The 12,640-nt window shown below is 69.7% G+C and carries 12 protein-coding genes; 8 read left to right on the forward strand and 4 right to left on the reverse strand.

The window, feature by feature from the left end; all coding sequences use genetic code 11:
• Positions 1 to 122 precede the first annotated feature (122 nt).
• Together ACN20J_RS21045 and ACN20J_RS21050 are read left to right on the forward strand one after the other, a co-directional pair.
• On the forward strand, positions 123 to 2,051 hold the full coding sequence (locus ACN20J_RS21045) for a 2-oxoacid:acceptor oxidoreductase subunit alpha (protein WP_190231062.1): 1,929 nt from the start codon (positions 123 to 125) through the stop codon (positions 2,049 to 2,051).
• Complete coding sequence (locus ACN20J_RS21050; RefSeq protein ID WP_190231061.1) at positions 2,044 to 3,138, forward strand: 2-oxoacid:ferredoxin oxidoreductase subunit beta; 1,095 nt, start codon at positions 2,044 to 2,046, stop codon at positions 3,136 to 3,138. The genes ACN20J_RS21045 and ACN20J_RS21050 overlap by 8 nt, the downstream gene beginning before the upstream one ends.
• A 58-nt stretch (positions 3,139 to 3,196) precedes the next feature.
• Here the strand turns inward: ACN20J_RS21050 and ACN20J_RS21055 are convergent, their stop codons facing one another.
• Positions 3,197 to 3,559 carry a winged helix-turn-helix transcriptional regulator gene (locus tag ACN20J_RS21055; RefSeq protein ID WP_246575514.1) on the reverse strand — a complete coding sequence of 121 codons (363 nt, stop codon included), beginning with the start codon at positions 3,557 to 3,559 and terminating at the stop codon, positions 3,197 to 3,199.
• Positions 3,560 to 3,784: 225 nt separating this feature from the next.
• Here ACN20J_RS21055 and ACN20J_RS21060 point away from each other — a divergent pair, with 225 nt between their 5' ends.
• On the forward strand, positions 3,785 to 4,639 hold the full coding sequence (locus ACN20J_RS21060) for an SDR family oxidoreductase (RefSeq protein WP_055612670.1): 855 nt from the start codon (positions 3,785 to 3,787) through the stop codon (positions 4,637 to 4,639).
• A gap of 221 nt (positions 4,640 to 4,860) precedes the next feature.
• Entirely contained in the window at positions 4,861 to 5,886 is a 1,026-nt protein-coding gene (gene rarD, locus ACN20J_RS21065) for an EamA family transporter RarD (protein WP_190231133.1), read from the forward strand.
• 24 nt (positions 5,887 to 5,910) lie between these two features.
• Here rarD and ACN20J_RS21070 read toward each other — a convergent pair whose 3' ends face one another.
• Together ACN20J_RS21070 and ACN20J_RS21075 are read right to left on the reverse strand one after the other, a co-directional pair.
• The gene (locus ACN20J_RS21070) at positions 5,911 to 7,161 is read right to left on the reverse strand and encodes a 4-hydroxybenzoate 3-monooxygenase (RefSeq protein ID WP_419666512.1); all 1,251 of its coding nucleotides are present in this window, start codon (positions 7,159 to 7,161) and stop codon (positions 5,911 to 5,913) included.
• A gap of 35 nt (positions 7,162 to 7,196) precedes the next feature.
• On the reverse strand, positions 7,197 to 8,756 hold the full coding sequence (locus tag ACN20J_RS21075) for an MFS transporter (protein WP_419666513.1): 1,560 nt from the start codon (positions 8,754 to 8,756) through the stop codon (positions 7,197 to 7,199).
• Positions 8,757 to 8,848: 92 nt separating this feature from the next.
• Between ACN20J_RS21075 and ACN20J_RS21080 the strand changes: the two genes are divergently transcribed.
• Positions 8,849 to 9,295, forward strand: a complete 447-nt coding sequence (locus ACN20J_RS21080; protein WP_190231057.1) for a winged helix-turn-helix transcriptional regulator — start codon at positions 8,849 to 8,851, stop codon at positions 9,293 to 9,295.
• A 239-nt stretch (positions 9,296 to 9,534) separates the two neighbouring features.
• Here ACN20J_RS21080 and ACN20J_RS21085 read toward each other — a convergent pair whose 3' ends face one another.
• On the reverse strand, positions 9,535 to 10,134 hold the full coding sequence (locus ACN20J_RS21085) for a CGNR zinc finger domain-containing protein (protein ID WP_246575513.1): 600 nt from the start codon (positions 10,132 to 10,134) through the stop codon (positions 9,535 to 9,537).
• A 37-nt stretch (positions 10,135 to 10,171) separates the two neighbouring features.
• Between ACN20J_RS21085 and ACN20J_RS21090 the strand changes: the two genes are divergently transcribed.
• The 3 genes from ACN20J_RS21090 (at position 10,172) to ACN20J_RS21100 (ending at position 12,619) form a co-directional block, all read left to right on the forward strand.
• Positions 10,172 to 10,672 carry a VOC family protein gene (locus ACN20J_RS21090; RefSeq protein WP_419666514.1) on the forward strand — a complete coding sequence of 167 codons (501 nt, stop codon included), beginning with the start codon at positions 10,172 to 10,174 and terminating at the stop codon, positions 10,670 to 10,672.
• Between the two features lie 255 nt (positions 10,673 to 10,927).
• Positions 10,928 to 11,869, forward strand: coding sequence for a M28 family metallopeptidase (locus ACN20J_RS21095; RefSeq protein WP_359727770.1), 942 nt, complete (start codon positions 10,928 to 10,930; stop codon positions 11,867 to 11,869).
• A gap of 168 nt (positions 11,870 to 12,037) precedes the next feature.
• On the forward strand, positions 12,038 to 12,619 hold the full coding sequence (locus ACN20J_RS21100) for a flavodoxin family protein (protein WP_189844554.1): 582 nt from the start codon (positions 12,038 to 12,040) through the stop codon (positions 12,617 to 12,619).
• Positions 12,620 to 12,640: the final 21 nt, after the last annotated feature.

Below are 12,640 nucleotides of genomic sequence, written 5' to 3' on the forward strand. Positions count from 1 at the left end.
CAAAAAGGGGTCCACCCTACGAACAGTCAGGGGAAGGCGACCCTTAGCGACGTAGGGTTGGACCCGGGATGGCCTGCGGGAGGGCCGATCCCGGACAGCCGCCTCGAAGGAGGTTCACTTCAGTGACCAGTCAGGTCAGCAGTCCGGCCGAGCATGCCGACGGAACCGTCGTAGGAGAACAGCGCAAACCGGCGGGCACAAAGGACGTACGCCGGCTGGACCGGGTGATCATCAGGTTCGCCGGGGACTCCGGAGACGGTATGCAACTCACCGGAGACCGCTTCACCTCCGAGACGGCATCCTTCGGAAACGACCTTTCGACACTGCCGAACTTCCCCGCCGAGATCCGCGCGCCCGCAGGCACCCTGCCGGGCGTTTCGTCTTTCCAGCTGCATTTCGCCGACCACGACATCCTCACCCCCGGCGACGCGCCCAACGTCCTCGTGGCGATGAACCCGGCCGCGCTGAAGGCCAACATCGCCGACGTGCCGCGCGGCGCGGAGATCATCGTCAACACGGACGAGTTCACCAAACGGGCGATGCAGAAGGTCGGCTATGCCACGAGCCCCCTGGAGGACGGTTCGCTGGACGGCTACAGCGTCCACCCCGTCCCCCTCACCACGCTGACCGTCGAGGCGCTCAAGGAGTTCGACCTCACCCGGAAGGAAGCCGAGCGCAGCAAGAACATGTTCGCGCTGGGCCTGCTCAGCTGGATGTACCACCGGCCGACCGAGGGCACCGAGAAGTTCCTCACCACCAAGTTCGCCAAGAAGCCGGACATCGCGGCGGCCAACATCGCCGCGTTCCGCGCGGGCTGGAACTTCGGCGAGACCACCGAGGACTTCGCGGTCTCCTACGAGATCGCGCCGGCCACCGCGGCGTTCCCGACCGGCACCTACCGCAACATCTCCGGGAACCTGGCCCTGTCCTACGGCCTGATCGCGGCCTCGACCCAGGCGGACCTGCCCCTCTACCTGGGCTCCTACCCGATCACCCCGGCCTCGGACATCCTGCACGAACTCAGCAAGCACAAGAACTTCGGCGTACGGACCTTCCAGGCCGAGGACGAGATCGCCGGCATCGGCGCCGCGCTGGGGGCGGCCTTCGGCGGATCGCTCGCCGTGACCACCACCTCCGGACCGGGTGTCGCGCTCAAGAGCGAGACGATCGGGCTCGCCGTGTCGCTGGAACTGCCGCTGCTGGTCATCGACATCCAGCGCGGCGGCCCCTCCACCGGCCTGCCCACCAAGACCGAACAGGCCGACCTGCTCCAGGCGATGTTCGGCCGCAACGGCGAGGCACCGGTGCCGATCGTGGCCCCCCAGACCCCCGCCGACTGCTTCGACGCGGCCATCGAAGCCGCCCGCATCGCGCTCACCTACCGCACCCCGGTCCTGCTGCTGTCCGACGGCTACCTCGCCAACGGATCCGAACCGTGGCGGATCCCGGAGACCGACGAACTCCCCGACCTGCGCGTGCAGTTCGCCCAGGGCCCGAACCACACCCTGGACGACGGCACCGAGGTCTTCTGGCCCTACAAGCGCGACCCGGGGACCCTCGCCCGGCCGTGGGCGATCCCGGGTACGCCGGGTCTGGAACACCGGATCGGCGGCATCGAGAAGCAGGACGGCACGGGCAACATCTCGTACGACCCGGCCAACCACGACTTCATGGTGCGTACGCGTCAGGCGAAGATCGACGGCATCGACGTACCGGATGTCGAGGTCGACGACCCGCACGGCGCCACCACCCTCGTCCTGGGCTGGGGCTCCACGTATGGACCCATCACCGCGGCGGTACGGCGGCTGCGGGCGGCCGGGGAGGCGATCGCGCAGGCGCATCTGCGGCACCTCAACCCGTTCCCCGCGAATCTCGGCACGGTGCTGAAGGCGTACGACAAGGTGGTGATCCCCGAGATGAACCTCGGGCAGCTCGCCACCCTGGTCAGGGCGAAATACCTGGTGGACGCCCACTCCTACAACCAGGTCAACGGAATGCCGTTCAAGGCCGAACAGCTCGCCACGGCTCTCAAGGAGGCCATCGATGGCTGAGACGACCACGGAAGGTCCGGGCACGATCGAGGCGCTCACTCTGGTGCCCAAGGCCGAGGCCAGGCAGTCCATGAAGGACTTCAAGTCCGATCAGGAAGTGCGCTGGTGCCCCGGCTGCGGTGACTACGCGATCCTCGCGGCGGTGCAGGGCTTCATGCCCGAACTGGGTCTCGCCAAGGAGAACATCGTCTTCGTCTCGGGCATCGGCTGCTCGTCCCGCTTCCCGTACTACATGAACACGTACGGGATGCACTCCATCCACGGCCGCGCCCCCGCCATCGCGACCGGGCTCGCCTCCTCCCGCCGCGACCTGAGCGTGTGGGTGGTGACCGGTGACGGGGACGCGCTGTCCATCGGCGGCAACCACCTCATCCACGCCCTCCGCCGGAACGTGAACCTCAAGATCCTGCTCTTCAACAACCGGATCTACGGGCTCACCAAGGGCCAGTACAGCCCGACTTCAGAGGTCGGCAAGATCACCAAGTCGACGCCGATGGGCTCCCTGGACGCGCCCTTCAACCCGGTGTCGCTGGCGATCGGCGCGGAGGCGTCGTTCGTGGCGCGGACCGTCGACTCCGACCGCAAGCATCTGACAGAGGTGCTGCGGCAGGCAGCCGCCCACCCGGGCACGGCCCTCGTCGAGATCTACCAGAACTGCAACATCTTCAACGACGGCGCCTTCGAGGTCCTCAAGGACCGGCAGCAGGCCGAGGAGGCGGTCATCCGCCTGGAGCACGGGCGGCAGATCCGCTTCGGGGCACCGCTCGAAAGCGGCCTCGGTTCCAAGGGTGTCGTGCGTGACGCCGTGACCGGCGACCTGAAGGTCGTCACCGTCACTCCGGAGAACGAGCCGCAGATCCTGGTCCACGACGCGCACTCCGCCTCCCCCACCACGGCGTTCGCGCTGTCCCGGCTCGCCGACCCGGACACGCTGCACCACACGCCGATCGGTGTCCTGAGGGCCGTCGACCGCCCGGTCTACGACACCCAGATGGCCGACCAGCTCGACACGGCCATCGAACAGAACGGCAAGGGCGACCTGTCGGCGCTGCTCGCGGGCGGGGACACCTGGACGGTCGTCGGCTGACACCGACACCGACATCGACGCCGACACCGTCGTACGGATTCTCTGAGGCCCGGGCTCTTCAGGCCCGGGCCTCGCTGTTTGCCTGGCGGGCTTTCGCCTCGTCGTAGGCCTGGCGTGCCTCCAGTACGGCGTCCATCCGCTCCTCGGTCCAGCCCGCGAGCGTCTTCACCTGGTCGGCTGCCTCGCGGCCCAGGTCCGTGAGCGAGTAGTCGACGCGCGGCGGGATGACCGGCTTGGCGTCCCGGTGCACGAGCCCGTCGCGCTCCAGGGTCTGCAGGGTCTGGGTGAGCATCTTCTCGCTGACCCTGCCGATCGCGCGGCGCAGCTCGCTGAAGCGGTACGGGCGCTCCAGCAGGACGATCAGGACGAGGACGCCCCAGCGGCTGGTGACGTGCTCCAGGACGAGACGGTACGGGCACATCGCCTCGCCCTCGACGCTCCACTTGCTGGTCAGCGCGGGACCGCCCGTTGCCACGGCCCCGCGGGAACCGCCGGTTGCCACGGCACCGCCGGTCGCTGTGGAAGCACTCACTGCTGAATCACTTACGGCCATGCCAGTACCTTACTTCAAAGTGGGTACTTTCGCAGAGTTAGTGCCTCTCCTATGGTTAGTGGCATACCCAGCCCACAAGGAGTTGTTTCCACCATGAGCATCGTCGTCACCGGAGCCACCGGACACCTCGGCCGTTTCGTCATCGAGGGACTGCTGGAGAAGGTCCCGGCGGACCAGATCACGGCCGTCGTCCGCAGCGAGGAGAAGGCCGCGGGCTTCGCGGCCCGTGGCGTGAAGCTCGCGATCGCCGACTACAACGCTCCCGAGACCTTCGACGGCGTCTTCTCGGCCGGCGACAAGGTGCTGCTGATCTCGGGCAACGAGTTCGACAAGGGCCGCGTCGGCCAGCACAAGGTCGTCCTCGACGCCGCCAAGGCGGCCGGCGTCGCGCTCCTCGCGTACACCAGCGCCCCCGGCAGCCTGTCCGCCGCGCTGGCCGACGACCACCGCGGCACCGAGGCGGCGATCCTGGAGTCCGGCGTGACGTACGCACTGCTGCGCAACGGCTGGTACCACGAGAACTACACCGAGAACCTGGCCCCGGTCCTGGAGCACGGCGCCGTCGTGCAGGCCGCCGGTGAGGGCAGGATCTCCGCGGCCTCCCGCGCGGACTACGCGGCCGCCGCCGTGGCCGTGCTGACCGGCGAGGGCCACGAGAACAAGACGTACGAGCTGGGTGGCGACACCGCGTTCGGCTTCGCGGAGTACGCGGCCGAGCTGAGCAGGCAGACCGGCAAGGAGATCGCCTACAACGCCGTCCCCGGCGAGGTGTACGAGGGCATCCTGACCGGCGCCGGACTGCCCGCGCCCTTCGCCTCGATCCTGGCCGGCGTCGACGCGTCCATCGAGAAGGGCGAGCTGGTCGTCGCCACCGGTGACCTCTCCCGGCTGACCGGCCGCCCGACCACGCCGATCGCGGAGTCGATCGCGGCGGCGCTGAAGGGCTGACCCACCGGGCCCCGGACCCCAGCCCCAGACTCAGCCCCACGGAAGCACCCCCGTTTGTAATGACCGTATGGCGATACGGGCATGACAGGCGGGGGTGCTCGGCGCTACCTTCTTGGAGGTTGCGCGTGGTTCGGACGCCGCGCGTCCGCTGCGGACGTCATGCGTCCGCAGCGTGGTGAGAGGGAGGGGCCGTGCCGGTGGAGTCCAAGGGCGAACAGCACATAGGTCTGGATTCCAAGAGCGAACAGCGGATCGGTCTGCTGAACGGCTTCGCGGCGTACGGCATGTGGGGGCTCGTGCCCCTCTTCTGGCCGCTCCTCGAACCCGCGGGAGCGGCGGAGATCCTCGCCCACCGCATGGTGTGGTCCCTCGGCGTCGTGGTGATCGCGCTCGTGGTGATGCGGCGCTGGGCCTGGGCCGGTCCGCTGCTGCGACAGCCGCGCAGACTGGGCCTGATCACCATCGCGGCGGCCACCATCACGGTCAACTGGGGCGTCTACATCTGGGCCGTGAACGCCGGCCACGTGGTCGAGGCGTCCCTCGGCTACTTCATCAACCCGCTCGTCACCATCGCGATGGGCGTCCTGCTCCTGAAGGAGCGGCTGCGGCCCGCGCAGTGGGCGGCGGTGGGCATCGGCTTCGCCGCGGTGCTCGTACTGACCATCGGGTACGGCCAGCCGCCGTGGATCTCCCTCTGCCTCGCCTTCTCCTTCGCGACGTACGGCCTGGTGAAGAAGAAGGTCAACCTCGGCGGTCTGGAGTCGTTGGCCGCGGAGACCGCGATCCAGTTCCTGCCCGCGCTCGGCTATCTGCTGTGGCTGTCGTCCCGGGGCGACGCGACCTTCGGCGGCGAGGGCGCCGGGCACGCGACGCTGCTGGCCGCGACGGGTTTGGTGACCGCGGTGCCGCTCGTCTGCTTCGGAGCGGCGGCGATCCGGGTGCCGCTCTCGACGCTGGGACTGCTCCAGTACCTGGCACCCGTGCTGCAGTTCCTGCTCGGCATCCTGTACTTCCACGAGGCGATGCCCGCCGAGCGGTGGGCCGGGTTCGCGCTGGTGTGGGCCGCGTTGTCGCTGCTGACGTGGGATGCGCTGCGGACTGCGCGGAAGTCGCGGATGGTGCTGCGGGAGGCGGCCGCGGCGGCGACCGCTGCAACGGCAGCGACCGCCGCCGCGGAAGCGGCCCGGGAGGCGGCGGCCACGGGCCCGACCACCGCCGGCGGCACCGCCACCAGCACAAACACATAGCCGGTGACGGCGTCGGCGTCGGCGTCAGTAATCCGTGTCCTTGCCGAGGAACAGTTCCGCGAAGCCGGTCGCCGCGGCGGGTGAGGCGAGGATCCGCCGCAGCCTGGCCATCGAGGTGCCCGCCTTGAAGGGATCGCCGGACGAGGCGCCGTGGTACACGTCGGAGAGCCACTGCGAGAACTCCTGGTACTGCCACACCCGCCGCAGACAGGCCGCCGAGTAGCCGCGCAGTCCGCTGTCGTCACCCTTGCCGTAGTACGCGACGAGCGCGTCGCCGAGCAGCAGGGAGTCGTGGATCGCGAGGTTCATGCCCTTCGCGCCGATCGGCGCGAGGAGGTGCGCCGAGTCGCCGGCGAGATACAGCCGCCCGTACGCCATCGGCTCCACCACGTAGTTGTGCATGGCCAGGACCCGCTTCTCGATCAGCTTGCCCTCGTTGAGCGGCTGGGCCCCCTTCGCCCCCAGGCGGGCGTGGAGTTCGGCCCAGACGCGCTCGTGCGACCAGTTCTCCGGGTCGTCGTCCGGCGGGCACTCCAGGTAGTAGCGGGTGACCTGCGGGCTGCGGGCCATGTGCCCGGCGAACCCGCGCGGATGGATGCCGAAGACGACACAGTCCGAGGACGGCGGCGCCTCGGCCAGCAGCGCCAGCCAGCCGACACCGAAGTCGTACCGGGCGACGGTGGCGTGCTCCGCGGGCATACGGTCCCGGGTCACCCCGCGTGCGCCGTCGCAGCCCGCGATGAACTCGCAGTCCAGGCGGACCCGTTCACCCGTCTCCGGATCCGTGTACGCCACCGAGGGGCGGTCCGTGTCGATCCCGGCCGGCTCGACGTCACGGACGCCGAAGCGGATGTCGCCGCCCCGGACGTCCGCGTACTCGCGCACCAGATCCGTCACCAGCAGCGGCTGCGGGTACACGTAGTGCCGGTGGCCCGACACATCGGCGTACGGGAACCTGTGGCGCTCTCCGGCGAACCGGAACTCGCACTCGGTGTGCGCCACGGTGTTCTCCAGGAGCCGGTCCGCCAGGCCCCGCCCCTCCAGCGCGCGGACCGCCCACTCCTCCAGGAAGCCCGCGCGCGGCCGCTGTTCGATGAAGTCCCTGCTCTCGTTCTCCAGCACCACGCAGTCGACGGAGGCGGCCCGGAGGATGTTGGCGAGGGTCAGTCCTGCGGGCCCCGCCCCCACGATGACGACGCGGGTGCGCTGCGTGTGGACGGGAGCGGAGGCGGGAGCGGAGGCGGGGGCGGACGGAGTGGGGGCGTCTGCGGTCATGCGAACAGTATGGCGAATCCGGTGTGGCCCGATTGTCAACTCGAAGCCTGTCGGGTGGGGTTGCGGGTGGGGTTGGCGGACGCGTCGGGAACGGCGTCGGCGGGCGCGGCGGCGATGACGGTGGCCGCGGCCGTGGTGGGTGCGGCGAGTACGGCGGGTCCGATGGGCGCTCCGGCCGTCGGCGGCTTCGTACGACTTCTGAGGCCGAAGGACGACAGCAGCGCGCCCAGTGTCACCATCGCCACCGGGACGATCAGGGCCGCGCGGAAGGCGGAGAGGGTGGCGTCCGGGTCGGAGCTCGCGGAGGCGCCGGAGGAGGCCAGGCCGTACACCGCCGTCACCGCCGAGATGCCGATCGCCGAGCCGAACTGGGTGAAGGTGTGCAACAGACCGCTCGCCAGGCCCTGTTCGGACTCCGCCACACCGTCCGTCGCCGCGATCGTGAGCGGCCCGTAGGCCAGCGCGAAGGCGGTGCCCGCGATGATCAGGGTCGGGAACATCGCCGCGTACGACCAGTCCATGCCCACGGGAAGGAAGAGCCCGTACGCCACGACCGCCAGGACGAAGCCGCCGAGGATCACCTTGCCGTGGCCGAAGCGGGTGACCAGGCGCGGGGTGAGCGTGGGGGCGAGGATCGCGTCGCAGCCCAGCACCACCAGGGCGATCGCCGTCTGCAGGGAGGACCAGCCGCGCAGTTCCTGGAGGTAGAGCGTCAGGACGAACTGGAAGCCGAAGAAGGCGCCCACGAAGAGGAGCGCGCCGAGGTCGGCCCGCACGACGGAGCCGGTACGGAGGATGCCGAGGCGCACGAGGGGGGTGGGGGTGCGGCGTTCGACGGCGACGAAGACGACGAGCAGGGTGGTCGCCGCGAGAGCGGCGCCGGCGGTCAACTGCCAGCCGTCCAGGCCGTGTTCGAGGCGGATGACGGCGTAGGCGGCGAGCAGCATGGCTGCCGCGGCGGCGGTGGCACCGAGGACGTCGAAGCCTTCGGTACGGCGCCGGGGGCGCCCGGGGCTCTTCTCGCGTTCCTTGGTGAGCGGCATGGCCGGGATCAGGCGTACCGCCGCCACGAGCAGGGCGCCCGCGAGCAGGACCGGGGCGAAGAAGACCCAGCGCCAGCCCAGTTGGGTGAGCAGGCCGCCGATGACCAGGCCGAGGGAGAAGCCGCCGGCCGCCGTGCCCGCGAAGACCAGCAACGCCTTGTTGCGCTGCTCGCCCTCCTCGTACGACGTCGTGATGAGGGACAGCGCGGCCGGTGTCATGAACGCGGCCGAGACGCCGGTGACGAAGCGGGCGACGATCAGCGTCCAGCCCTCCGTGGCGAAGCCGCCCAGGCCCGAGAAGGCGAGGAAGACCGTCAGCCAGGTGAGGAACATCCGGCGGCGGCCCAGCAGGTCGGCCGCACGGCCGCCGAGCAGGGTGAAGCCGGCGTAGCCGAGTACGTACGCGCTCATCACCCAGGCCGCGGTGTCGGTCGGCAGGTCGAGGTCGGATCTGATGGAGGGGATCGCCACCGCCAGCATGGCGACGTCGATGCCCTCCAGGAAGATCGTTCCGCAGAGGACGAGCAGCAGGGCCCAGGCACGGGTGCCCATCACGACTCCTTGGGTCGGCGAAGGGGCGGTTACCTGAATGAGGGTCGGTTCCCTCTTGTAACCGGTGCCAGCCTGCGGCAGCATCGGCGGACATGGAAGAAGGCACTTTGGAGTCACCGAGTCATTGCGCGGTAACCATGGACGGCACGGATGGCGCGGACACCGATCCCTTCCAGTGGGACACCCGGGAGGACTGCCAGGTGCGGCAGATCCTCGACCGGGTGGCCGACAAGTGGTCGCTCCTCGTGATCGCCCTCCTCGACAACCGGCGGTTGCGGTTCACCGAGTTGCGGCGGGAGATCGACGGGGTCAGTCAGCGGATGCTGACGGTCACTCTGCGGCAGTTGGAGCGGGACGGGCTCGTGAAGCGGACCGTGCATCCTGTGGTGCCGCCTCGCGTGGAGTACGAGCTCACTCCGCTCGGCGGGACCCTCCACTCGACCATCCGGTCGTTGGTCGCCTGGACGGAGGCCCACCAGGGGGAGATCGCGGCGGCCCGGGAGGCTTATGACGAGCGGGTGGGGGCGGCTTCTGGGTGAGGGGGTGGTTTTCGCCCCCCGCCGCCCCTACCCATTCCCGTCCCTTTCCGGGGGCTGCGCCCCCAGACCCCCGCCATCGGCCTGAACGGCCTCGTCCTCAAACGCCGGACGGGCTGGGTGTGTCGGCCCGGGCTGCGAATTCTTTAGCCCTCCGGCGTTTGAGGAGCGGGGGTTCGGGGGCGGAGCCCCTGAGTAAGGGACGGGAATGGGTAAGGGCGGCGGGGGCGAAAAACCCCTCCTCAGCCGGCCCCCTCCCCCGCCAGCCGCGCCCGATGCGTGCGGGCCTTCTGGCGGTTGCCGCAGTGTTCCATCGCGCACCACCGCCGCCGCCCGGGCCGGGACGTGTCGACGAAGAGCAACGCACAGTTGTGGGACCCGCACTCACGGATCCGCCCCGCATACGGCCCGGTGAACAACTCCACCGCGTCACACGCAACGGTCGCCAGCAACCGCGCCCCGGTGGCCCCCGGTGCCCACCCCCGCGCCCCGTCCGCCTCGACCCGGGCGGCAAGCGGCGCCCCAGCCGCAGCAGCGTTGACGACATCAAGAGGACGGGCCTGGAGAGGCCGCCCATGAGCCCGGTCCGCGGCCAGCAGGAAGACCGCGTCCCGCAAGGCTCGGATTTGCGCCAACTCCCCCTCGGTGACGGTCACTTCGAGCCCACCGGGCAAGCGGCTCCGCTCCACCCACCGCACCAGATCCGCGGGCTCGTGCAGCACCTCGAACCGAGCGAACTCCCCCGGCCCGCCCGTCGTCACGAGCTCCAGACACAGCGCCCCGGGATCGAAGCGGAACGACTTCCCCCCGTACGACACGAGAGTCAGTCCGGGCGATTTCATTGCACGCTCACTCACGTAACCACTATAAGTGGTTACCATGACAGAAACACAGCCCCAGTCCCAGTCCCAGACACCTTCATCGACCCCGGCACCCCTGCACTGGAAGCTCGTCGTCGACGCCGCCGACCCACACACCCAGGCAGACTTCTGGGCCGCCACCCTCGGCTACCTGGTCGAGGACCACAGCGTCCTGGTCGAGCGCCTGCTCGGCTTCGGCGCCGTACCGCCCGAGGTCACCGTCGAGTCGCACGGCCGCCGGGCCTGGCGCGACGCCGCGGCCGTACGCCACCCCTACGATCCGTACGACAAGGACAGCGGCACCGGCCTCGGACGACGGCTGCTCTTCCAGCGCGTACCGGAGCCGAAGACGGTCAAGAACCGGCTGCACATCGACGTGCACACCGGGGACAGGCCGCGGGAGGCGGAGGTCGCACGGCTGACCGGGCTGGGCGCGGCGGTACTCCGAGAGGTGAAGGAGCAGGGCGGCGAGTGGGTGGTGATGACGGACCCGGAGGGCAACGAGTTCTGCGTGCACTGACACGCGGGGCCCCACGGCGACCGGGGCGCCCATCCGTACGCGGCAGCCACGGAGGTCCGCCCGCCCACCCGTCCGCGGCGACAGGGAGCAGCCCCCTTCCACAGCTCACCCGTACTGCCACGAGCAGCCCTCGACCAGGTGAACCCCACCAATCCGCTATCCGAACACCCCTGACCGGATTGCGCTCTTGACGGAACGTCAACCTCAGCTTCACCATCAGGCACCCATTCCCACATGGAATTCGGAGCCCCCCACATGAAGCTCTCTGTTCCCGGACGTGTCACGGGTGCCGCGGTCATAGCCGTCGCCGCACTCCTCACGACAAGCGCGATAGCCGACGCCGCGCCCGCGCGCGTGGCCGCCGCACCGGACATACCCGTCGCCAACGTCAAGGCCCATCTCACCCAACTGCAGTCCATAGCCACCGCCAACGGCGGCAACCGCGCCCACGGCCGCACCGGCTACAAGGCGTCGCTCGACTACGTGAAGGCCAAACTGGACGCGGCCGGATTCACCACGACCATCCAGCAGTTCACCGCCTCCAGCCGCGTCGGCTACAACCTGATCGCCGACTGGCCCGGCGGCGACGCCAACCAGGTCGTCATGGCGGGCTCCCACCTCGACAGCGTCACCTCGGGGGCCGGCATCAACGACAACGGCTCGGGCTCGGCGGCCCTGCTGGAAGCCGCGCTCACCGTGTCGCGCACCCAGTACCAGCCCACCAAGCATCTGCGGTTCGCCTGGTGGGGAGCCGAAGAGCTGGGCATGATCGGCTCGCGCAACTACGTCAACGGCCTCACCACCGCCAACCGCGCCAAGATCAGCGGCTATCTCAACTTCGACATGATCGGGTCGCCGAACCCCGGCTACTTCGTCTACGACGACGACCCGGCCATCGAGAAGACTCTCAAGGACTTCTACGCGGGTATAGGCGTCGCCACCGAGATCGAGACCGAGGGCGACGGCCGCTCGGACCACGCCCCCTTCAAGAGCGCGGGCATCCCCGTCGGCGGCGTCTTCACCGGCGCCAGCAGCACCAAGTCCGCGGCCCAGGCCGCCAAGTGGGGCGGCACGGCGGGTCAGTCGTTCGACCGCTGCTACCACTCCTCGTGCGACACGACGGCGAACATCAACGACACCGCCCTGAACCGGAACAGCGACGCCCTGGCGTACGCGGTGTGGGAGCTCTCGGAGTAGCCGAACCCGCTCCGGCCGACTCCGGCAGCTCAGGCCCACCCCGGTCGACTCCGATCGGCCCCGGCCCACCGCGGCCCGTCCGTCTTCCGGGGTAGCCGACGATTGCATGCGTGTGCATATACTGCGTACGCATGCAGTCGTCGTACGCCTTCCATGACGGAGCCGCTCATGACCCGCCACTTCCTCTTCCTCCTGGGCAGCGCCCGCGACAGCGGCAACACCGAGCTGCTGGCCCGCAGGGCCGCCGAACAGCTGCCGGCCGACGTCGAACAGCGCTGGCTGAGTCTCACCGAGCACCCGGTGCCCGACTTCGAGGACCTGCGCCACGACAGCGACCATGCCCGGCCGTCCGGCGACAACACGGCCCTGCTGCTCGACGCCACGCTCGCGGCGACGGACCTCGTCATCGCCTCCCCGCTGTACTGGTACTCCGTGTCCGCACACACCAAGCGCTACCTGGACTACTGGTCGGGCTGGCTGCGCACCCCGGGCCTCGACTTCAAAAAGACGATGGCCGGGCGCACGCTGTGGGGCGTCACGGCCCTCGCGCACGAGGAGGAAGAGGTCGCCGACCCACTCATCGGCACGCTCAACCACTCGGCCGCGTACATGGGGATGCGGTTCGGCGGCGTCCTCCTCGGCAACGGCAGCAAGCCCGGTGATGTCCTGACCGACTCGGCCGCCCTGACCCGCGCCAAGACGTTCTTCGCGCAGGAGCCCCCGCTCGCCCGCTTCCCGTACGACAGCTGAGGCCCCGCCGCCTACGGACCC

Source organism: Streptomyces sp. 2-1, assembly GCF_048564895.1.
GTDB classification, from domain to species: domain Bacteria; phylum Actinomycetota; class Actinomycetes; order Streptomycetales; family Streptomycetaceae; genus Streptomyces; species Streptomyces phaeochromogenes.